This window comes from Subdoligranulum sp. DSM 23681 (assembly GCF_057005535.1).
Map to the genome: position 1 here is coordinate 2,114,576 of NZ_CM168050.1, position 20,267 is coordinate 2,134,842.

General features: G+C 62.4%; 21 protein-coding genes. 4 read left to right on the forward strand and 17 right to left on the reverse strand.

Annotation, left to right across the window (positions count from 1 at the left end; translation table 11 throughout):
• Positions 1-3: 3 nt before the first annotated feature.
• Positions 4-627: a hypothetical protein gene (locus AC127K_RS09725; protein WP_483720429.1), complete on the reverse strand. Its 624-nt coding sequence runs from the start codon at positions 625-627 to the stop codon at positions 4-6.
• A gap of 351 nt (positions 628-978) precedes the next feature.
• Between AC127K_RS09725 and gap the strand changes: the two genes are divergently transcribed.
• On the forward strand, positions 979-2,007 hold the full coding sequence (gap, locus tag AC127K_RS09730) for a type I glyceraldehyde-3-phosphate dehydrogenase (RefSeq protein ID WP_483720430.1): 1,029 nt from the start codon (positions 979-981) through the stop codon (positions 2,005-2,007).
• Between the two features lie 441 nt (positions 2,008-2,448).
• On the opposite strand, the gene AC127K_RS09735 is transcribed toward gap, so the two are convergent.
• The 3 genes from AC127K_RS09735 to AC127K_RS09745 form a co-directional block, all read right to left on the reverse strand.
• Positions 2,449-2,679 carry a helix-turn-helix transcriptional regulator gene (locus tag AC127K_RS09735; protein WP_294542564.1) on the reverse strand — a complete coding sequence of 77 codons (231 nt, stop codon included), beginning with the start codon at positions 2,677-2,679 and terminating at the stop codon, positions 2,449-2,451.
• Positions 2,680-3,082: 403 nt separating this feature from the next.
• Positions 3,083-4,426 (reverse strand): alanine/glycine:cation symporter family protein, encoded by a 1,344-nt coding sequence (locus tag AC127K_RS09740; protein WP_483720431.1) that lies wholly within the window; start codon positions 4,424-4,426, stop codon positions 3,083-3,085.
• Between the two features lie 126 nt (positions 4,427-4,552).
• Positions 4,553-5,260, reverse strand: a complete 708-nt coding sequence (locus AC127K_RS09745; RefSeq protein WP_483720432.1) for a sigma-70 family RNA polymerase sigma factor — start codon at positions 5,258-5,260, stop codon at positions 4,553-4,555.
• A gap of 159 nt (positions 5,261-5,419) precedes the next feature.
• Here AC127K_RS09745 and AC127K_RS09750 point away from each other — a divergent pair, with 159 nt between their 5' ends.
• Positions 5,420-5,974: a GDSL-type esterase/lipase family protein gene (locus AC127K_RS09750; protein ID WP_483720434.1), complete on the forward strand. Its 555-nt coding sequence runs from the start codon at positions 5,420-5,422 to the stop codon at positions 5,972-5,974.
• A gap of 141 nt (positions 5,975-6,115) precedes the next feature.
• On the opposite strand, the gene amrS is transcribed toward AC127K_RS09750, so the two are convergent.
• The 4 genes from amrS to AC127K_RS09770 all read right to left on the reverse strand — a co-directional run bounded on the left by amrS (position 6,116) and on the right by AC127K_RS09770 (position 10,036).
• Entirely contained in the window at positions 6,116-6,940 is an 825-nt protein-coding gene (gene amrS / locus AC127K_RS09755; protein WP_483720436.1) for an AmmeMemoRadiSam system radical SAM enzyme, read from the reverse strand.
• Entirely contained in the window at positions 6,937-8,325 is a 1,389-nt protein-coding gene (amrA, locus tag AC127K_RS09760; RefSeq protein WP_483720437.1) for an AmmeMemoRadiSam system protein A, read from the reverse strand. The genes amrS and amrA overlap by 4 nt, the downstream gene beginning before the upstream one ends.
• Positions 8,326-8,361: 36 nt before the next feature.
• Positions 8,362-8,853 carry a prolyl-tRNA synthetase associated domain-containing protein gene (locus tag AC127K_RS09765; RefSeq protein ID WP_483720438.1) on the reverse strand — a complete coding sequence of 164 codons (492 nt, stop codon included), beginning with the start codon at positions 8,851-8,853 and terminating at the stop codon, positions 8,362-8,364.
• An 85-nt stretch (positions 8,854-8,938) separates the two neighbouring features.
• Entirely contained in the window at positions 8,939-10,036 is a 1,098-nt protein-coding gene (locus tag AC127K_RS09770) for a helix-turn-helix domain-containing protein (protein ID WP_483720439.1), read from the reverse strand.
• A gap of 206 nt (positions 10,037-10,242) precedes the next feature.
• Here AC127K_RS09770 and AC127K_RS09775 point away from each other — a divergent pair, with 206 nt between their 5' ends.
• Positions 10,243-10,752 (forward strand): P-loop NTPase family protein, encoded by a 510-nt coding sequence (locus tag AC127K_RS09775; protein WP_483720440.1) that lies wholly within the window; start codon positions 10,243-10,245, stop codon positions 10,750-10,752.
• Between the two features lie 59 nt (positions 10,753-10,811).
• Here AC127K_RS09775 and AC127K_RS09780 read toward each other — a convergent pair whose 3' ends face one another.
• The gene (locus AC127K_RS09780) at positions 10,812-11,015 is read right to left on the reverse strand and encodes a hypothetical protein (protein ID WP_483720441.1); all 204 of its coding nucleotides are present in this window, start codon (positions 11,013-11,015) and stop codon (positions 10,812-10,814) included.
• Positions 11,016-11,092: 77 nt separating this feature from the next.
• Between AC127K_RS09780 and AC127K_RS09785 the strand changes: the two genes are divergently transcribed.
• Complete coding sequence (locus AC127K_RS09785; RefSeq protein ID WP_294540885.1) at positions 11,093-11,605, forward strand: pyridoxamine 5'-phosphate oxidase family protein; 513 nt, start codon at positions 11,093-11,095, stop codon at positions 11,603-11,605.
• A gap of 3 nt (positions 11,606-11,608) precedes the next feature.
• Here AC127K_RS09785 and AC127K_RS09790 read toward each other — a convergent pair whose 3' ends face one another.
• From AC127K_RS09790 to bilQ, 8 genes are all read right to left on the reverse strand, one after another.
• Positions 11,609-12,385: a hypothetical protein gene (locus AC127K_RS09790; RefSeq protein WP_483720442.1), complete on the reverse strand. Its 777-nt coding sequence runs from the start codon at positions 12,383-12,385 to the stop codon at positions 11,609-11,611.
• Positions 12,386-12,542: 157 nt separating this feature from the next.
• A complete protein-coding gene (locus AC127K_RS09795) occupies positions 12,543-13,103 on the reverse strand; it encodes a flavin reductase family protein (protein WP_483720443.1) in 561 nt (186 codons plus the stop codon).
• A gap of 104 nt (positions 13,104-13,207) precedes the next feature.
• Entirely contained in the window at positions 13,208-15,268 is a 2,061-nt protein-coding gene (locus AC127K_RS09800) for a hypothetical protein (RefSeq protein WP_483720444.1), read from the reverse strand.
• A 140-nt stretch (positions 15,269-15,408) separates the two neighbouring features.
• Complete coding sequence (locus tag AC127K_RS09805) at positions 15,409-17,364, reverse strand: oleate hydratase (RefSeq protein ID WP_294540878.1); 1,956 nt, start codon at positions 17,362-17,364, stop codon at positions 15,409-15,411.
• A gap of 152 nt (positions 17,365-17,516) precedes the next feature.
• On the reverse strand, positions 17,517-18,077 hold the full coding sequence (locus AC127K_RS09810; RefSeq protein ID WP_483720445.1) for a TetR/AcrR family transcriptional regulator: 561 nt from the start codon (positions 18,075-18,077) through the stop codon (positions 17,517-17,519).
• A gap of 119 nt (positions 18,078-18,196) precedes the next feature.
• The gene (bilS, locus tag AC127K_RS09815) at positions 18,197-18,691 is read right to left on the reverse strand and encodes a flavodoxin family protein BilS (protein ID WP_483720446.1); all 495 of its coding nucleotides are present in this window, start codon (positions 18,689-18,691) and stop codon (positions 18,197-18,199) included.
• Positions 18,691-19,809, reverse strand: coding sequence for a bilirubin reductase (gene bilR, locus AC127K_RS09820; RefSeq protein WP_483720447.1), 1,119 nt, complete (start codon positions 19,807-19,809; stop codon positions 18,691-18,693). Before bilR ends, bilS begins: the two co-directional genes overlap by 1 nt.
• Positions 19,794-20,225: a bilirubin utilization transcriptional regulator BilQ gene (gene bilQ / locus AC127K_RS09825; RefSeq protein ID WP_294540872.1), complete on the reverse strand. Its 432-nt coding sequence runs from the start codon at positions 20,223-20,225 to the stop codon at positions 19,794-19,796. Before bilQ ends, bilR begins: the two co-directional genes overlap by 16 nt.
• Positions 20,226-20,267 lie beyond the last annotated feature (42 nt).

Genomic DNA, 20,267 nt, shown 5'->3' on the forward strand with positions numbered 1-20,267 from the left:
CCCTTACGCCCAGGGGTGGGCCAGCCATTCCCCCAGGTAGATATAAGGCAGGGCATACCGGTCCCGCAAAAGTTCCTCCGCCCCGGAACTGGGGGCGCAGAGCCCCGGGCACAGGGGCAGGCGGACCGAGGCGGTGAACACCGGTCCCGCACCGAAGACCGCGGCCCCGCCGCCCTCGGCGGCCAGACGCTTCCACAGCGGGATGGTATCTGCGGGGGTCAGGGCGGCGGCCCCGCCCTGCACACACAGCAGAATGCCGCCATTCCGGGGCAGGCAGCGCACCACCGCACGGCTGCCGCCGGTGCGCAGGGCGCCCCGCAGCGTGCACAGCACAGCCGCCTGCAGCAGCCTGCCGTGCACCGGCACGGGCAGTTCCCGCCCCGGCGGTACCATGGCATACAGCCATCCGCTGCGGCGGCGGACACTTCCCTGTACGGCGGTGCACAGGGCGTCCAGCACCGCCCCCGCGTCGGCGGGCCGGCGGGGCGGGGCGCCGCGGCAGAGCAGTTCCGCGGTGGTCAGCAGCCGCAGCCCGCTGAGCACAGGCAGCGGGTCCAGACCGCCCAGACGCCGTCCTGCAGCCTGCTCCGCCAGCCGTGCCCGGATCTCCCGGTTGGGCAGTTCCATGGTAGCGGCCTCCTTTCCCTGCAAGCAGTAACAGCGCTATTGTATGCAGAAAATCTTCCCGGTGCGCCCGGAAAATGCTGCCACACCGTTTTTTGGCACCCCGAAGCCCCGGATGCCGGTACGGAAGCGGAACAGGAATGGACACAACGCTGAAAAAAGAGGCAAAAATCCCTCCTGATTTTGACCAAATAGCATGATTTTTCAAATTCGGTGTTAAAATAATAACAACAGACTTGCAGTTTTTGTGCAAATCGAGTACAATAGAAGCATACCGGAACGCGGTGATGTCACCGCATCAAGGTGGGGCGGACAAGCCGTCCCGAATCAATAAAATCTTGGGAGGATTTTACTATGGCTGTTAAAGTTGCTATCAATGGTTTTGGCCGCATCGGCCGCCTGGCCTTCCGTCAGATGTTCGAGGCTGAGGGCTACGAAGTCGTCGCCATCAACGACCTGACCAGCCCCGCTATGCTGGCTCACCTGCTGAAGTACGACACCGCTCAGGGCTCTTTCCTGGGCAAGATCGGTGAGAACAAGCACACCGTCGAAGCCGGCGAGGATTACATCGTCGTCGACGGCAAGAAGATCACCATCTACGCCATCAAGGACGCCAAGGATTGCCCCTGGGGCGAACTGGGCATCGATGTCGTGCTGGAGTGCACCGGTTTCTACACCTCCAAGGCCAAGAGCATGGCTCACATCGAAGCCGGCGCCAAGAAGGTCGTTATCTCTGCTCCTGCTGGCAACGACCTGAAGACCATCGTCTACTCCGTCAACGAGAAGACCCTGACCGCTGACGATCAGGTCATCTCCGCTGCTTCCTGCACCACCAACTGCCTGGCTCCCATGGCCGACACCCTGAACAAGACCTATCCCATCGTCTCCGGCATCATGACCACCGTTCATGCTTACACCGGTGACCAGATGATCCTGGACGGCCCGCAGCGCAAGGGCGACCTGCGCCGCGCTCGTGCTGGTGCTCAGAACATCGTTCCCAACTCCACCGGCGCTGCCAAGGCCATCGGCCTGGTCATCCCCGAACTGAACGGCAAGCTGATCGGCTCCGCTCAGCGCGTTCCCGTCCCCACCGGCTCCACCACCATCCTGGTTGCCGTTGTCAAGGGCAAGGACGTCACCAAGGAGAGCATCAACGCCGCTATGAAAGCTGCTGCTTCCGAGAGCTTCGGCTACAACGAAGACCAGATCGTCTCTTCTGACGTCATCGGCATGCGTTACGGCAGCCTGTTCGACGCCACCCAGACCATGGTCACCAAGATCGACGACGACACCTATCAGGTTCAGGTCGTGTCCTGGTACGACAACGAGAACAGCTACACCAGCCAGATGGTCCGCACCATTAAGTACTTCGCTGAGCTGTAATCGCTTCCTCCCACTGATATAAGCGTGGTTGCGGGTCCTGTCGGTTTATGACCCACAAGACCTGCCGCGGTTCCGGCCGCGGCCAGCAGTGAACACGAACAAAGCCCCTTCCGATTGTGTATGCAGCCGGAAGGGGCTTTTTGCATAGTTGTGCCCGGGCGGCATCAGCCGCCCGGGCACGCTGTTTGTATGTCGGCTGTCCCGGAAAAAGCAGAAAGAACAGCAGTGCCGCTGCTATTCCAGGAAGCACCAGCCCGTTTCCGGCACCGCACACGGGTTTGGGCCGGGGCCGCAGTGCGGGGCAGGGAAGAGGCCCTGGCATCCTGCCGGCGGCAAAGCTCCGGTCAAAAGCCTGCTTGTGGTGGAGATCCCCGATGATACCCTTGCCGAACCAGACGAAATCCCACTCTTTCATCCCTGCACCTGCCTTTCGTCAAAGGCTTATCTGCGGGCCTCACGGGGCGGGTACCGCCGCGGGGTGTCGGTGCAGAGCAGGATGTAGTCGATGCTCACATCGTAGATCTTTGCCAGCGCCACCAGAAAATCGGCGGTCAGCGGCTGGGTACCGGTCTCCAGATAACTGTATTTGCGCTGGGTGATGCCGATCATATCGGCCAACTGCTGCTGGGTGTAGTCGTGATCTTCCCGCAATTCCCGTACGCGATTGGTCATTGTGTCCACCTGCCTTCTTCTATTACAAGAATAGGCTAGATAGATTCTGTCTATTGACTTTTAGATAAATATTATCTACAATAAAGAGAAAATGGACCACAAAAGGGGAGAGCACAAACGAAAATCAATTCTGAAAAGTCGGACGGGCCGGCCGCGGAGGACAAGGCCCGTCAGGATCTGCCCCACCTGGGACTGAATACGCTGGCCTTTCTGCTGCCGCCGGTGGGGGCGGGGATATACCTGGCCCTGCGGCGAACCATGCCCCGGCGGGGCGGTTCGACGGCCCGGTGGGCCTGGGCGGGAGCCGGCTTTTACGCGGGATGCTACCTTGTGCTGTGGCTCTGTTTCCGATAATCAAAAAGCGGCGTGCTTCCGGGCAGGAAACACGCCGCTTTTATTTCTGTCAGTTGTTCTTTTGTCGGGCGATGGAGGCCACCACGCCGGACAGGGCCAGCAGGGCAATCAGGTTGGGAATGGCCATGAGACCGTTGAAAAAGTCGGCCAGTTTCCACACCAGGTCCACCTTCAGGGTGGAGCCCACCAGAACAAACAGCACCACGATGGCACTGTACACCGGCAGGGCCTTGGAACCGAACAGCGCCTTGAAGTTGACCTGTCCGAAGAAGTACCAGCCCAGGATGGTGGAGAAGGCGAAGAAGAACATGCACACGGCAATGAAGACCTGCCCGAACGGCCCGAAGGTCTGGGCAAAGGCTGCCTGGGTCAGGGCGGTGCCGTCCAAGCCTGTAGAGACCAGACCGGAGGTGATGAGCACCAGACCGGTGAGGGTCAGGATCACGAAGGTGTCGATGAACACGCTGACGATGGCCATGGCGCCCTGGTCCTGGGGATGCTTGACCTTGGCGATGGCGTGGGCGTGGGGGGTGGAACCCAGGCCGGCTTCGTTGGAGAAAAGCCCGCGGGCCACACCGTAGCGGATGGCCTGCTGTACCGTCACACCGGCCACGCCGCCGGCCATGGACTGCGGCCGGAAGGCCATGCCGAAGATCTGGGCAAAGGCACCGGGCAGGGCCGTGATGTTCATGAGCAGGGTGACCACACAGCCCAGAATGTAGAAGATGGCCATGATGGGGACCAGCTTTTCGGTGACAGCGGCAATGCGCTGTACGCCGCCCAGGAAAATGAACGCCGCAATGGCCGCTACCACAACGCCCACCACCAGTTTGTTCACGCCGAAAGCGTTGTGGAAGGCATCACTGATGGAGTTGGACTGGACCATATTGCCCATGAAGCCCAGGGCCAGCACGATGGCCACCGAGAAGAACCCGGCCAGAAACTTGCCGAAACGCCCCTTGAAGGCGGCGCGGATGTAGTAGACGGGACCGCCGGTCACATGGCCGTCCACGGTGGTCTTGTATGTCTGGGCCAGTACGGCCTCGGCGTAGATGGTGGCCATGCCGAAAAAGGCGGATACCCACACCCAGAACAGCGCTCCCGGGCCGCCGCTGACCAGGGCGGTGGCACAGCCGGTGATGTTGCCGGTGCCCACCTGGGCGGCCACAGCGGTGGACAGTGCCTGGAAGGAGCTCATGCCGTCCTTGCCGGCGGCCTTGCCGTGCAGGCTGAACCCGCCGAACAGACGGCGCATGCCCTCGCCAAAGCGGCGGACCTGGATGAATCCCAGCCGCAGGGTGAAAAAGATGCCAGTGCCTACCAGCAGAAACACAAGGATATAATCCCACAAAAAGTTGCTTGCCTGGGACACCAGGGCGGTAAACTGTTCCATGATACTTTCCGTTCCTCTCTTCCAGTTGTAATACACCAAAACGCTCCCTCAAAACGGAACGTCGATATCTAGGATACCATGATTGCGAAGAAAGGTCAAGTGTATTTGTGTGGAGGACAGACTGGGTCAACGGGGCGCCTCCCCGCTGTGCCATCGCTTGCTCAGCATCTGCAGGGCCCGCTTTTCCAGTCGGGAAATGTAGGACCGGCTGATGTGGAATTCCTCGGCCACCTGCTGCTGGGTCAGGGGAGGGCGCCGGTCCAGGCCGTAGCGCAGGGTCAGGATGCGCTGTTCCCGTTCCGGCAGCTCCGCCACCAGTCCGCGCAGCCGTCTGGCCAGATCCCGCTGCTCGCAGTCGTCCTCCATGACGCCATCATCGGGCAGTACATCTCCCAATGTGAGGGACCCGCCATTCCGGCTGCTGGCTTCCAGCGGTTCCTGCAGCGAGACCACCGTCCCTTCCCGCCGGATATGCCGCAGATGCATGCGGATCTCATTTTCAATACACTGGCTGGCATAACTGGAAAACCGGACCCGGCGTTCAGGCCGGAAGGTATCCACCGCCTTGATGAGCCCGATGGTGCCGATGCTGATGAGGTCGTCCTGCCCGCCCGGGGCGGCGTAGTATTTTTTGACCACATGGGCCACCAACCGCAGGTTGTGGCTGATGAGTCTGTCCCGGGCAGCGGTATCGCCGGTATGCATGGCGGCAAAGGCGGCCTGTTCCTGGGCAGGGGAGAGGGGGCGGGGAAAACTGCCGCTCTCCAGGTGCAGGGCGGCGAACCAGATATGTGCGGCCGCGTTTTGCAGAAACACCCATAAAATTGAAAACACGTTTCTCACCTCCCATTCAGTGCAGGCTATGCAAAAAAAGGGGAGAAAAGAACCGGACTGCGCTTCCCGGAAGAAAGCGGTTGTCCCGGGGGAAACAGACATGTATAATGACCATAGACAAAAAGAAGGGCAAGCGCCATCACAGGGAGGCCTGAACGGATGAATGTGCTGTGCTTCGGAGATTCCAATACCTATGGATACGACCCGCGTTCCCTGCTGGGCGGGCGATATCCCAAGGAAAGCCGCTGGGTGGATATTCTGGCGCAAAAGACCGGCTGGGAAATCATCAACCAGGGAGAAAACGGCCGCTGCATTCCGGATGCGCCTTGTTCTTTCCCCATGCACACCGATCTGGTGATCCTGATGCTGGGAACCAATGACCTCATAAAAACGGGGGGTTCACCGGACAAGGCTGCGTGGAAGATGGAGCGCTTCTTGTCCCGGCCCACCTTGTCGGGGCACCAGATCATGCTGATTGCACCGCCGCCGGTGGTGATCTATGATGAATGGACGGAGGAACCGTGCGGCCCTGATAAAATCATAGACGATTTTGCCGTACTGGCCGCGCACTACCAGGCTCTGGCCAAGCAGAGAGGCTTCCGGTTTGCCGATGCGGGAAAATGGCAGGTGGAACTGGCTTTTGACGGCGTGCATTTTACCGAGCAGGGACACCGGACTTTTGCGGAGAAACTGTACGAGGAACTTACCCGTTGAAACGGCTTTGCCGCTGCCATGTGGGGAACTGGGACGCCGGAGCAAGACGGTCCGGCCGCATAAGGAAAGGGTATATAGGTACCGGCATGGAAAAGCAGGGAGGCAGACCCGTCGGGTCTGCCCCCCTGCTTTTTCTGTGATTCAGCAATTGCCCGTATATACATACCGCAGCTGTTCCCGGGCCAGGTCGGCCAGACGGCAGACGGTGTCCACCGGTGTGGCCGGACGGTCCGACATCCGATGCCGCGGGAAAAAGCGGGAAACATGCAGCGGGATGTCCGGACTGACCGAAGCCAGCCAGACCGACAAGGCCCGCATCTCCTCTTCGCTGTCGTTTTCCCCGGGGACCACCAGGGTGGTGACCTCCACATGGCAGCGTTCCGCCGCCAGGGTGATGGACCGCCTGACCGTTTCCAGGTCCCCGCCCAACCGCCGGTACCAGCTCTGGGTAAAGCCTTTCAGGTCGATGTTTACCGCATCCAGCAACGGCAGCAATTCCCGCCAGGGCTTTTCCGCAATGGTCCCGTTGGTCACCAGCACATTGACCAGTCCGGCCTGATGGACCAGCTCGGCGCAGTCCCGCACATACTCGTAGCCCACCAGGGGTTCGTTGTAGGTGTAGGCCACCCCGATGCTGCCCTTGTCCCGCAGCCGCAGAGCCTCCTGTACCAGCTGCCCGGGGGTGAAGTCCCGGGTGAACGCCTCCGTCCCCGCGGCGGCGATCCCGGCGTTCTGGCAGAAAGGGCAGTGCAGGTTGCAGCCGAAACTTCCTGCCGACAGAATCAGGCTGCCGGGGTGGAACCGGCGCAGCGGTTTTTTCTCGATGGGATCCAGCGCCAGGGCGGTGAGTCGGCCGTAATTCAGCGATACAACGGTGCCGTTCCGGTTGGCCCGGGCCCGACAGGCGCCGGTCTGGCCCTCATCCAGACGGCAGCGGTGAAAACACAATTCACAGGTCACGCTCATAGATGCCGCACCACCTTGAACCGCTGCAGGGTGTAGGGGTCTTCTTCCCGGATACCGCCCTTGCGGCGGGCGATGTCCACCTGTTCCGCTGCCGTGTCCACACCTTCCAGGTCCGGCAGCAGCAGCCCGCGTTTGCGTCCGTAACTCACAATGACGCCGTAGATCTTCGGGTCTAGACAGTCGGGCGAATCCACCGGTTCCGGGCGGCCCAGCACGTCCACGCTGTATTCCAGCTCGTCCAGTTCCCCGGCGCGCACCGGGGGAAACCGGGGGTCCTGGGTCCCGGCGGAGACCGCATTCTGCACGATCTCCCGGGCCACGTTCTCCTCCGTGGGGGTGATGGTCCCGATGCAGCCCCGCAGCCGGCCGTCCTTGTGCAGTGAGACAAAGGTCCCGGCGGCCCGATGGGTCAGTTCGGCGGGCAGGTCGTCCGGCAGGGTCTGCAGCACCCGGCCCTGCCGGAGAAAGGTTTCCAGCGAGAGCCGTGCCAGCCGGACCCAGGGATCCTCTCCGGCCCGACGGGCGGCCATGCGGTCTTTGCGTATCTGCTCGCAGGCAGCGGCGTACCGGCGGGTGTCGTCCCGGCCGGTGACCGGAAAGAGCGCAACACCGTAGCCCACCCCGAAGGTGCCTTCGTGGCTGAGCAGACGGGGCCGGACCGCCAGTCCGTCCAGGGCACCGGCCATGATCTGGAAGGAGCGCAGACCGCATTCGGCTGCCCGCTCGCAGAGGGAGGAATCCAGGGTGAAAAAGTCAAGAAAGCTGCCGGTGTCCATGGCCCGGGTCACGGCCTCGTCAAAGACCGGACCTTCCGGTGCAAAGCCGTAGGGCCCGTCGGCCTTGAGCTTGTGGGAAAGATCTCCGCTGGCCACAAAGACGGCACGGCGGCCCAGGCTTTCCACCGCCTGGGCCACACACTGCCCCAGACGGTAGTGGTCCAGGGCCGAAAATCCGGACAGCCCCATCCGCACGATGGGACAGGTCACCCCTGCTTTGCGCAGAAAATACAGCGGAATCAGAACACCGTGGTCCAGGCTGGGGTCCCGCTGGCCCATCGTGCCGGCCTGCAGGCCGGCGGCTTCGGCGCAGCGGATGATTTCCTCCCGCAGGGGGACATCATACGCGGTCTCCATGCGCACCTGGGGCGCACCGAAGGCCGCCATGGAACCCGACGCGCCGCGGCCAGGGGCAATGTGGAAGTAATCCCCGTACAGAATGGTGTGCGGGGAGGAGATGATGAGCACCTCGGGGGCCCAGCGGGCCACCTCTGCGGCGGCTTTGGCCATGGCGTTCCCGGTGGCGGCAATTTCCCGCTCCCGGCCTCTGCCCACCTCGGGCAGCAGAACGGGCGGATGCGGGGTCAGAAAAGCACCCAGCATGGGCATATACGATCACTCCTTTGGGGCAAACGGGGCAGGGGATCAGTCCAGTTCCACAATGTCCACGGCGGTGCCGTGTTCCTGCAGCAATGCGGTCAGGTCCCGGGCTTTCAGCCAGACGGTGGCGGTGTTGTCGTTGGGATGCACGCCGATCAGGCCGGAGCCCTGCCAGAAATCCCGGTCGATGTAAAAATGTACCCGGCACTGGGTATCATTGAGCAGACCGAAGGGGGTCACGGCGCCGGGAACAAGGCCCAGGATCTCCTGCAATTCCTCCGGGGAGGCGAAGGTCAGTGGCTTGGTGCCCTGCCTGCGGCGGAAATCTTTCAGGTTTACCCGCTTGTCTCCCCGCACGGTGATGAGATAATAGTTGCGCCGCTTGTCGTCCCGCACAAAAAGGTTCTTGGCATCCCGGTCAGGGTAGGGCAGCTGCACCCGAGCCAGTTCCTCCATGTTGTAGACGGCGGCGTGTTCGGTGATTTCGTGGCCGATGTGCTTCTGGTCCAGAAACGCATAAACTTCCTGTTTGTTCATACAATGCCTCCTGATCGGATTCTGCCCGCCGGACACAGACCGATACCCGGATTTTTTATCAGTATACGGCCCGCAGACAGGCAGGTCAAGCCGTCGGTGCCTGTTCCAGACCGGACTTCAGCTGGTCCAGGGCAGCACGGCAGGCAGGAACGGCCCAAAGGGGACGGTATTGCGCCTCTTGGTCAAAAGCTCTGACCAGCATGCGGAGCATCTCCCGGACGGCGGCCAGGGGCGGCTCCGAAGTCCGGGCGGGCAGTCCCGGGGCAAACAGATCCGGGTCCGGCAGCCGGAAGGGGGCCTGCAGCGCATGGGCGTACTGCACAAAGCAGGCTGCGGCTTTTTCGATGTTTCCCTGTTCCAGGTACAGTTCCAGCAGCAGGCCGTCGCTCCTGTCCGGCAGGGCAAAGGTCTCCGCCAGGGTCCGGTAGGCGTCGCACAGCTTGTGCCGCTTGTCCGGGTCCGGCTGCAGCTTGGGATTGGTCATGGTCACCAGGGCGGAGATGGCCTGGGTCACGGCCCGGTACAGCTGTTTCTGGGTCAGTTCCAGGGCCTGTTCCGGCCGGTCCGTTTTCATATAATACAGGGCCCACATACCTCCGATATCCCAGGTCTGCTGGGGCAGTTCCTTCAGCTGTGCGGCGCCCTGCTCCGGGTCACCGTCGGCGATCTCCAGGGCGGCCAGACTGAGGGTGGCGCTCTGCCAGTAGGCAGCATTGCCGCCGGAACGTATCCGCTCCAGTAAAGACCGCTTGCTGTCCTTCCATTCCTGCTGCAGCGATTCCGGCGCCGTGGGAAAGAACAGGCGGAAGGAATCATAAGCCACGGCGGCATTGTACTGCAGGGCGGTGCAATTGGGATAACGGCGCAGCAGTTCGTTCAGCTGCTGTTGGGCCGCATCCACGGTGCCGTCCCGCAGAGCCTGTTCCAGAATGGCGTTGATCCGGGTGATGACTTCCTCGTCGGCAAGGGTCTCTTCAAATTGCAGCAGGGTATCCACGTTGGTGTCCAGCGCCCGGGCCAGAGGACAAAGCAGGGCGATGTCCGGACAGGAGCTGCCGGTCTCCCACTTGCTCACGGCCGGGGCCGATACCCCCACCCGGGCGGCCAGCTGTTCCTGTGTCAGACCTTTGGTTTTGCGCAGGGCGGCGATGCTGCCGCCCAAAGTACGGGAAATGGGTTCCATAAGACTGGTGCCTCCCTTTCATGGTCTCAGAGCCGCGCGGTTTCTGTATCTGTATTGTACCGCGGGTCTTCCCTGCACCGCAAGCGAGGCGTGGTCAAGCAACGGGCAGGTTTTCCTAACCGATGTTCAAGAGGGGCGGTTGACGGGGAAAACCGGCTTCCGTATAATGAAAGGAACTTCACCATGCAGCGGGGAGGAAAGGCAAGATGCAAAAGATACTGGTCATCGGCTGCCCCGGCGGGGGCAAAAGCACCTTTGCCCGGGCACTGCGGGACAAAACCGGGCTGCCGCTGGTCTATCTGGACCGGATCTGGCATAAACCGGATGGTACCCAGATTTCCCATGCCGAATTTGACACCCGGCTGGAAGAGGTCCTGTGCGGGGACCGCTGGATCATCGACGGCAACTATCTGCGCACCATGGAGCGCCGTCTGCAGGCATGTGACACGGTATTTCTGCTGGACTACCCGCTGGAAGTCTGTCTGGCCGGGGCGGCGTCCCGGGTGGGCAGGCCGCATGAGGATCTGCCCTGGGTGGAAACGACCTTTGACCCGGAGTTCCGGCGTTGGATCGAAGATTTCCCCCAGAAGCAGCTGCCGGTCATCCATGCCCTTCTGGACAAGTACCGGCAGGGACGCACCCTGCACATTTTTCATGCCCGGACCGAGGCGGATGCATGGCTGGAAAGCTGTGCCGCCGGAAACGGAGAGGTCTGATACGCAGCTCCGATCCAACAGGCCCCGGCCTTCCCTGCAGGGAAGGCCGGGGCCTGCATTCATTCTTTCTTGTCCAGTTCCTGCCGGATCAGGTCCCCGGCGATGGTGAATGCCTGGATGCGGCGTCTGGCCAGGGTGATCTGGGACTTGTACCGGTCGGGGTCTTCCTTGGCTTCCAGGGTCTTGACCACCTCCCGCAGCTTGTGCAGGGTGGAGTCGATCTGGCGTTTGGCTTCGGAGAGCTGTTCAGATGTGTACGGCATGGCTACCTCACAAAAAAAGATTGTATCTGCGTTTGAAATACGTCATAATAGAAGAAAAACAAAAGGAGGATCCCATCATGACCCATGATGAATACGCCGCGGCAGCCCGGTACTGGGATGAAAAGGATGCCGGCAATGCAAAGATGGACCCGGCGGCCCTGCGGCAGGCGGCGGAAGCGTACATTCTGGCCAACAATACCTGCGCGCTGGCCACCGGGGCGGGAACGTATGTCCGCTGCACCCCCATCGAGTACAGCTACCATGACGGCTGCTTCTGGATGTTCACCGAGGGCGGCAAAAAGTTCATCGGCCTGGAACAGAACCCGCAGGTCTGTCTGGCCATCTTTGACAAGTATCAGGGGTTCGGGACCCTGCACGGCATGCAGGTCATGGGCCGTGCAGAGGTGGTGGAGCCCTTCAGTGACCGGTACAAGGCCCATGCGGCCCGCAAAAATATCCCGCTGGACTACCTGAAGCGGATGGACCCGCCCATGCACCTGTTGTGCGTACACCCGGAACAGGTGGAGTTCCTCTCTTCCGATTTCAAGGCGCAGGGCTTTTCCAACCGGCAGCGCCTGGATCTGGCATAAGCTTCACTCTCCCCGGGTCTGACGGAGGATACAGTACACCAGCAGGAAAAAGGCCACAAAAGCGCCGCCCAGACAGGGAAAGTAGAGGTCCGCGGACAGGGTCCCCACAGCCGGATGGCTCATGACGCACAGAAGCACCAGCACGGCCAGAGCGGCCCCGCTGAGGGTGATGTAAAGGGGATTGCGGTTTTCCTGAGGTTCCCAATCCGTCTGCCAGTTCCGGCGCCGCTCCAGCTGGCGAAGAAGCTGGTCCTCCGCCTCCACCCCTTTCACCAGCAGGCAGGTCTTGCGGAAAACGGGGCCGTCCTGCACCCGCATGCGGCAGCGCAGGGCATAATGGCCGGCGGTTTCCCGGATGTTTTCCACCTGCAGGATCTCTTTGGCCAGGGCCGGCACAAAGGGATCGGCGGCCAGTTCCCGCAGCAGGGCCTGGGTCCGCAGGGTGCCGGCGGCGTAGCGGAGAAGCGTCCGGCCGTTGTTCAGTTCCCCGGCGTTCAGGAGGAACAGGCGGTCATCGTCGGTGAGCAGAAAGACGGTGGCGTCCCGCAGACTCCTTTGCCCCAGCCGCAGTCCCAGCCAGAATCCCAGGGCCGTGATGCCTGCACAGAAAAGCAGGCCCACCGCCTGCATCGGCCACCGCAGGACCAGGGCCAGCACCGTGAGGCCTGCCGTGAGCGCCATGAGCAGAGCGGCCACGCCCAGAATACCGCCCAGGGTCCGCAGGGCATACCGGCTTTTCCGGGCCGTGTTCCCGGACATCCAGACTTGCTTTACCCTCATGGAAATCCCTGCCTTTTTATGGAGCATATGGTATCGGTGTCTTCCAGTATAGGGGAAATGCTATGGAAACGCAATACTTGTATGGCGGATATCTCTTCGCCTGTACAAAAAAACCTCCCGGCGGGATCTGTGCCGGGAGGTTTTTTGTATGGTGGGGTTATCGCAGGGCTGCGCCGTCCCGGAAGGCGTTGCCCGCCTTCTCGCCCAGCTTGCGGTAGGCGTTGTGGATGGGGTCAAAGAGGATGGGCTGCAGCTTGTCCGGGTCGATCTTGCCGGCTTCGTCCAGCACCGATTCGTCGGCGCTCACGTTGACGATCTCCCCCACAAGATGGCAGGATTCGGGATCGTAGCTGACCAGACGGCACTCCACCGCCATGGGCAGTTCGTCAATGAGGGGAGCGTCCACAAAGGCGGACCGGGTGGTGTGCCAGCCGGTCTTGGCCAGCTTGTCGGGCACCGTGTTGGCCGAAGCGATGCCCACATAGTCGCAGGGGACCAGCTGGTCGGCGGTGGCCATGCTCACCGTAAAGGCCTTGCGGGCCAGGATGTTGGCGGTGGTCTTGTGGTTGGCGCCCAGACAGATGGACAGCTGGGTATCGTCGCTGATGCCGCCCCAGGCCGCGTTCATGGCATCGGGGGTGCCGTCCTCCCCGTAGGTGGCAATGATGAAGACCGGCTGGGGATAGGTCCAGGGCTTGGCTCCGAAATTCTTACGCATGACAAAAACCTCCTTGGGCCGTGCCGTCCGCCCGGAGGTGGGCGTGGAGGCGCGGCGGCTCTTTCCTTTATTATACCACACCGGTGCAATGGGCCGGGAAACGCCTACATCCAGTAGATGGCCACCTCGGCGTTTTCAAAGACCGGGTGCTTGTCCGGCGGCAGACGGCCCGGCCAGCGTCTGGCCCAGACCAGACAGGTGACCCCGGCCTCCCGGCAGAGGTCTTCCCGGACATCGGCGGGGGTGGCAGGGTCGAACACGGTATCCGTGAGGGTCCGGCGGCGTCCAACCTCTTCCGGGGACACGCCCATGTTGCTCACGGCATAGGTCCAGCCCTCCATGTAGCACTGCACGCCGGAAAAAGCGGTGTACACGTTGGAGATGCCATCCTGTCCGGCGGGGTCCGGGTCGGGCAGACCGCTGGTGCGGTTGGTCAGGAACACGGTGCCGTCGGGGGCGTGGTCCCGCAGCCATTGTCCGGCCTGCTCATCCAAGGCGGTGACGGCACCGGGCGTGTACAGGCCGCCCTCCGGCATCCGGGCCAGCATGGCGGCGCCCTTCCCGCCCAGGGCCAGCACCATGCACAGGGTCGTCACAAGGCCGGCAGCCCCGGCCCCCAGGGTGAACAGGGGCGGTCGTTTGGCCCGGTGCAGGGCGGGCAGCTGCTCGGCGGCCAGAATGCTCATGCAGAGCAGGGCAAACAGGGCAAAGTAGACCTGGCTGGAACTTTCGTGGCGGAAGAGGTGATAGGCCAGGAACCCGCCCGCCGTGCCCGCGTGGAGCAGCAGGTGGGCGGCGTCCAGCCGGGGCAGGTTCCGCAGGGCTTCCGGCAGGCTCCGCGCCCACAGGCAGAACTGGAAGGGACAGAAGAAAAAGGTGTTTGCCACCCCGATAAGCCCCAGCCACACATACCCCGAAACCGTCAGATGGGCGCAGAGCCAGTCGGCCAGGGGCTCCAGACGGGCGTAGGTCAGGGTATCCCGCATGGAAAAGAGGGAAAACTGCATGCTGGTGTTGGCTCCGGCGGCGTACAGCGTGCGGTATACCAGGGCAAACATCCCGGCCAGCAGGGCGGCAAAGGCCACCGCGGGCAGGACCCGGGCCCTGCGGAACAGCAGCACAAAGACCATGGCGGCACCGCAGGCGCACAAGGCCAGGGCAGCCTCCGGCCCTTTGGCCACCGCGAACAGGACAAAGGCGACAAGACACAGCCCCCACAGCCGTATGCCGCCGAACCGGGCCAGACGGCTGAACAACGCCAGAAAGATACAGAAAAACACCGTTGCCGATGCCTGGGCGTTGATGTTGGAGGTCAGATGCCGCAGCATGGTGTTGCCGAAGAGGCTGTCTCCGGTGCGAAAGACCTTCCACAGCGACCCGCACTGAAAGCAAAGCAATACAAATGGTATAAACGCAGAATTTGTTTCCTTTTTGTAAATAACAAGGCCCAGCCAGTACAGGGCGGCGATGGCCCCGGCCAGCCACACCGGCGGCAGAAAGAAGGCGCACAGGTCGTAACAGGACGCCCCGCTGACCAGGGACAGGGCGGCGGTCAGTAGCTCGGTGAGGTAATGGTAGGAGAACCGCACCCCCGCAAACCGGATATCCTGGGCGGGAAAAGCCTTGCAGAAAGCCTCGGCGTTGCCCACATTCCACAAAAGGTCCCGGTCCAGGGGCGCGGCCCCGGCGGCGGTGGGGTGGGGATTCACGGCGCTGAAGCTCAGGGCCGAAACCAGGCAGAGCCCCGCCCACAGCAAGAGCAGGGCATGGCAGGGCAACGCCGGGAGAACCCGCTCCGGGCGCCGGATGCCGCCCTTGCGCCAGAGCAGCACGCCCCACAGGGCGGGCGGACCCAAGTGCAGAAGCAGGGGCTGGTGCAGGACCATGGTCCCCAGGTAGCAGACCAGCAGCAGGCAGCAGCCACAGAGCAGGGCGCACAGGGGGCGCAGCCCGGGCACATCCGGGGCCAGCCGCTCGGCCAGCAGCCGACCGGGCAGCAGCAGATACAGGACCAGACACAGATACGCCCGGGCTCCGGCCCACAGGTCGGCACCGCACAAAGCGTATACCAGGGCACAGGCGCCCAGGCAGACCGGTACCGGCACAAAGCGGAGCAGGGCCGACGGGCGGCAGGGAACAGACACAGATACAGCGGGGCAGGACATAGGGCAGACACTCTCCTTTTCCCCTCATCCTACCAGGAGCGCCTTTCCGTTTCCTTTAGAATGGTCCCCGGATGCAAAAAAACGCCCCCGGGAGCGCAGCTCCGCGGGGACGTCAAAGGGAAAAACCGTATGGCAGCAGGTTACAGCATGCCGTCTTTCAGCACATGGTGGTCACGGAGAAGTTTCTCCACCACCGTGCCCTGCACGGCTTTCAGCAGGGGTTTCTTCAGCAGGTTCAGGGGACCGGGCAGCTCGATCTCCAAAGGAGACTTGCCGTCCATCAGGCGGACGGAGCTTTCCAGCAGCTCCCGCACGTCATACACGCTGCCCCACACTTCGGGCACGCCACGGTCCACGCCCAGCAGGCCGTAGACCGCCTCCATGGCGGTGCGCACCGAGTATTCGGTGGTGAAAACGGTGTCCCGGGGGGTCTCGGCAAACTGACCCAGGAAGGCAAAGTTCACGCAGCCGTCGGGGATGACGTCGGGGCGGTCCCCCTTGGCCCGGGGCATGAAGAAGGCGGTGATATAAGGCATCATGGTGGGCACGCAGACGGCGCTGTGCTCTGCCAGTTCGGGAATGTCCGCCTCCGGCACGCCCAGATGGTACAGCCACTCCTCGGTGATCTCCCGACCGGTGCAGTCCTTCATGGGTTTCTTCACATAGTCGCCGGGAACATCGGTGAACAGGCCATACACCCAGATGCAGACCTTTTCCGGGTCCTGCTCCTTGAACTGGCCCTGCCGGTTGATGGTCCAGCTGAGCAGCCAGGCGGAGTCCTTGCAGCTGACGATGCCGCCGGTGACCACCCGGCCGCTGCGGGGATCCCGCTGGCAGATGTTGGTGATATAGGGGATGATCTTTTCGTCCAGGGTGGTGATGGTGGCGGACTCCCAGTTGGTCTTGGACACATCGGAGCAGAACTTCTCCGGATGGCCGAAGGCCGGGTCCTGTCTGGCGATGTTCTTCCACAGGTTCCAGCATCCGCTGGTGCGCACCTCGGCGTCCCCGTTGGGGGCGTGGTCCTGGTCGCCGTAGATGGTGCCTTCGGTGCAGCTGCCGTTGGTCACAAAGACCAGGTCGTTCTCGGTGAGGACGATGCCCTTTTCCGCCCCGTTGACCTTGCACTCGATGGCGGTGGCCACCTTGCGGCCGTCATGGATATCAAAAAGGACGTTGGTGACCTCGGTGCCGAACTGGAAATCCACCCCGGCATCCTCCAGGTACTTCTGCATGGGCAGGATCAGGGATTCATACTGGTTGTACCGGGTGAACTTCAGGGCGCTGAAATCCGGCAGCCCCGCAATGTGGTGGATGAACCGCTGGAAATAGAGCTTCATCTCCAGGGCGCTGTGCCAGTTTTCAAAGGCGAACATGGTGCGCCAGTACAGCCAGAAGGTGGAGTTGAACACCTCATCGTCGAACACGTCCTCGATGGTCTTGTCGTACAGGTCCTCGTCGGGGGTCATGAAGAGCTTGACGATCTCCATGCAGGCTTTCTGGCTCAGGTCAAACCGGCCGTCGGTGTGGGCGTCCCTGCCCCGGCGCTCGGTGGCGCGGCAGAGGGAATAGTTGGGGTCGTGCTTGTTCAGCCAGTAGAATTCGTCCAGCACCGAAGCCCCCGGCTTTTCCAGGGAGGGGATGCTGCGGAACAGATCCCACAGACATTCAAAGTGGTTTTCCATCTCCCGGCCGCCCCGCATGATGTACCCGCGGGTGGGGTCGTGGATGCCGTCGCAGGCGCCGCCCGCCACGTCCATGGCTTCCAGGATGTGGATGTGGGAACCGGGCATCTGGCCGTCCCGCACCAGGAAGCAGGCCGCCGCCAAAGACGCCAGACCGCTGCCCACCAGATAGGCGTGCTTGTCCTCCACCCCGGCGGGCTTTTCCGGGCGGGCAAAGGCCTCATAGTTGCCGCTGGAATAGTAGATGCCCTTGCTGTTCTTTTTGTGCATGCCCAGCTCGGTGTTGCGGTAGTCGGAAACCGGGGCCGCCGCCTTTTTGCCTGTGGTGTGTTTGCGGGCCAGGGCCACCGCCGCTCCCGCACCGGCCAGACCGGCCGCCGCTGCCGTCAGTTTTACAAAATTGCTTGCCATAGTCAAAACCGCCTTTCATAATAGGGAACCGCAGATGCGGTGATTGGTTCGGAATGTGGCTATAGCTTACCCCAAAACCGGGCGGCGTACCATTGACAAAACCCGCCCGATGATGAAAAACTGATCATCGGGCGGGTTTTGTACAAAAGGATTCAGCGGGCGGCGGCGAAGTTGCGGATGGAATTGTCGATGTTGCCCTGCATGGTCAGACCCATGCAGGCGGCGATCTGGTGGTAGTCGTCATGCATGCCCTGCTTGATCCAGTCCAGCATGATGCCCACAAAGCTGTACTTGTAAAAATCGGCGATGAAGGTCTTGTCCGCTTCGGTGATGGCGGCGCCCCGGCTTTTTTCGTCCACCACCCCCCGGATGAGCCCGTAGGTCAGCTTGTACAGGAACCGCTCCATCTGTTCCCGGCTGATGCAGCGGCAGGCGTTGAGCACAAAGGGCTTGTTTTCCAGCACCGCCTCAAAGATCTGCAGCAGCCCTTCCTGCCAGGTATCGCAGGTCTTTTTGCCCTGCAGCGCCCGGGTGGCGTCCTCCACGCAGACCCATTCGATGAGGTCGTAGATGTCCTTGAAGTGGTAGTAAAAGGCCATGCGGCTGATGCCGCAGTCGTCGGTGATGTCGCGGATGGTGATCTTGGCCAGGGGCTTTTTCAGCATCATCCGTTTCAGGGATGCTTCCAGCGCCTGTTTGGTGGTGTTTGCCATGGGAATCCCTCCTGCTCCTGAAGATAATCGGATACCGCAGTATACCGCATAAATATGACAAATCCGTGGCCAAAACAAAAAATGCCCGGGGCACAGGCTCCGGGCGGGGATTTATGCGGTCACAGGGTCCCCTGCACATCGGCACACAGCCGGGTCAGGTCGTCGGCGTCGGGATGGGCCAGGGCCTGGTCAAAGTTGTCCAGCATGGCCTGCCGGCGGGGGCTTTCGGGCATGGCTTCGTACCGGCGGCGGACAGCCTCGGGCATTCTGCCCTGGCACATGTACCGTCCGGCCACCTGCACCCCGGCGGGCAGATTGGCCGCCGCGGCGTTCAGGATCTTGTCAAAATAGACAGGGGAGCCGCCGAACCCGGCGGTGCCGAAGAGGTAGACCTCCTTGCCGGCGGGCACGCTCTGCAAAAAGGCGGCCACGGCCTCGTCGCAGGTGCCCTTGTCGGTCCAGAAGCCCACATACACCCGGTCGGCGGCCAGGGCTTCGGGGGCGGGGGCGCCGAAATAGAGGCAGTCTCCGGCGGGCAGGGCGCTGTGCAGGGCGTCGGCCAGCTGGCGGGTGTTGCCGGTGCGGCTGCTGTAAACGATGGCGTATTTCATCATCAGGACTTCCTTTCTTCCTTGTGTTCGTAGATGCAGTGGACGCCGCGGTGGGCCATCATGCCGCCCAGGCATTCCCGGTTGCAGCGCACGCAGCGGCGGATGGTCCCGGCCTGTCCGGCGGCCACCTTGTTGGGCCAGTCGGGGTCGGCGATGAGCTGGCGGCTCATGGCGGCGCAGTCGATGCGTCCGGCGGCCAGTTGGGCTTCCACAAAATCCGGGTCGGTGAGGCCGCCCACCCCGCACACCGGGCATCGGGTCAGGGCCCGGACCTGGTCGCAGAATTTCAGGAAGCAGCCTTCCTCATGGAATGCCGGATGGCTGGCCGGGGGGATGGTGTCGCTGAGATTGCAGTGGTCGGCCAGGGTCACATGGAAGCTGGTCACTCCCGCCTGTTCCAGCAAAGGCACAAAGACGGGCAGTTCCTCCTCCGCCACGCCGGCCCGACCGTACGCCGGATGGGTCTGGCGCACGGCCAGCTTGTAGTCGATGGGCATTTCCGGCAGACGGCTGCGCACCGCCCGCACCGCTTCCACCGCGAACCGGGCCCGGTTTTCGGCGCTGCCGCCGTACTCGTCGGTGCGGTGGTTGAAGAGGGCGGAACTGAAACTGCCGCACATCCGGTCCCCGTGGACCTGAATCATGTCGAAGCCGGCCTTCTGGGCCAGCACCGCCGCCTCCCCGAAGGCCTCGGTGATCTTGCGGATCTTCTTCCGGGACAGATTGGTCACCAGCGGTCCGGCGCCGTCGTTGAGCTTGGCCCGCAGTTCGTCCGCCGTGATCTTTTTGCAGAGGAACCCGGGCAGGTATTTCACCAGCGCCTTAAAGTCGGAGTCCGACTGGTGCAGCTGGGCGCAGAGCAGACAGCCCTCGCCGTGGACCAGCTCCGCAGCCTGCTGGTACAGGGCAAAGCCTTTCTTGCTGTACAGGGAGGGCCCGAACCCGTGGGGCAGCACCGGCACGTCCCCCAGGATGATCATGGCGCAGCCGCCTTTGGCGATGCGCTGCAGTCGGGCCAGCCACTCCTCGGTGGGAACCCCCATGGAGGTGGGGGCGAAGATGATGCGGTTTTTCAGCCGGATGCCTCCGTAATTCACGGGGGAGGTTATCGTCTGGTACATAGTTTGGAATTCGCCTTCTTTTCCTTGACTTTTTTCAAGAGCAGCAGCAGCTGGGTCTGTTCCGCGGGGGACAGTTCCTCCAGCGCCTGCTTGTCCCAGTCAAAAAAGACCTCGTGGCAGACCGAAAAGGCGTTTTCGCCCTTCATGCTCAGCCGCAGCCGGTAGGCCCGACCTTCCTTCTCCCGGGTCAGGAAGCCGTCCTCCGCCAGTTTCAGGGTGCTGCGCTGGCCGTACCCCCAGTCCAGGCCCAGGGCCTGGGTCAGTTCCGACTGGGTGCACCCCGGGTGCCGCCCCACATACAGCAAAAGGAACATCAGCCCGTGGCTGAGCCCCAGCTCCTGCAGCCGGCGGGAGGTGTAGGCCGCAAAATCCCGGTACAAAATGGTGGAATAGTAGGACAGGGTTTCCGTCATCATTAAGGACCTCTCTTTCTTGACTTGGTCAAGTATAGTCCCGAT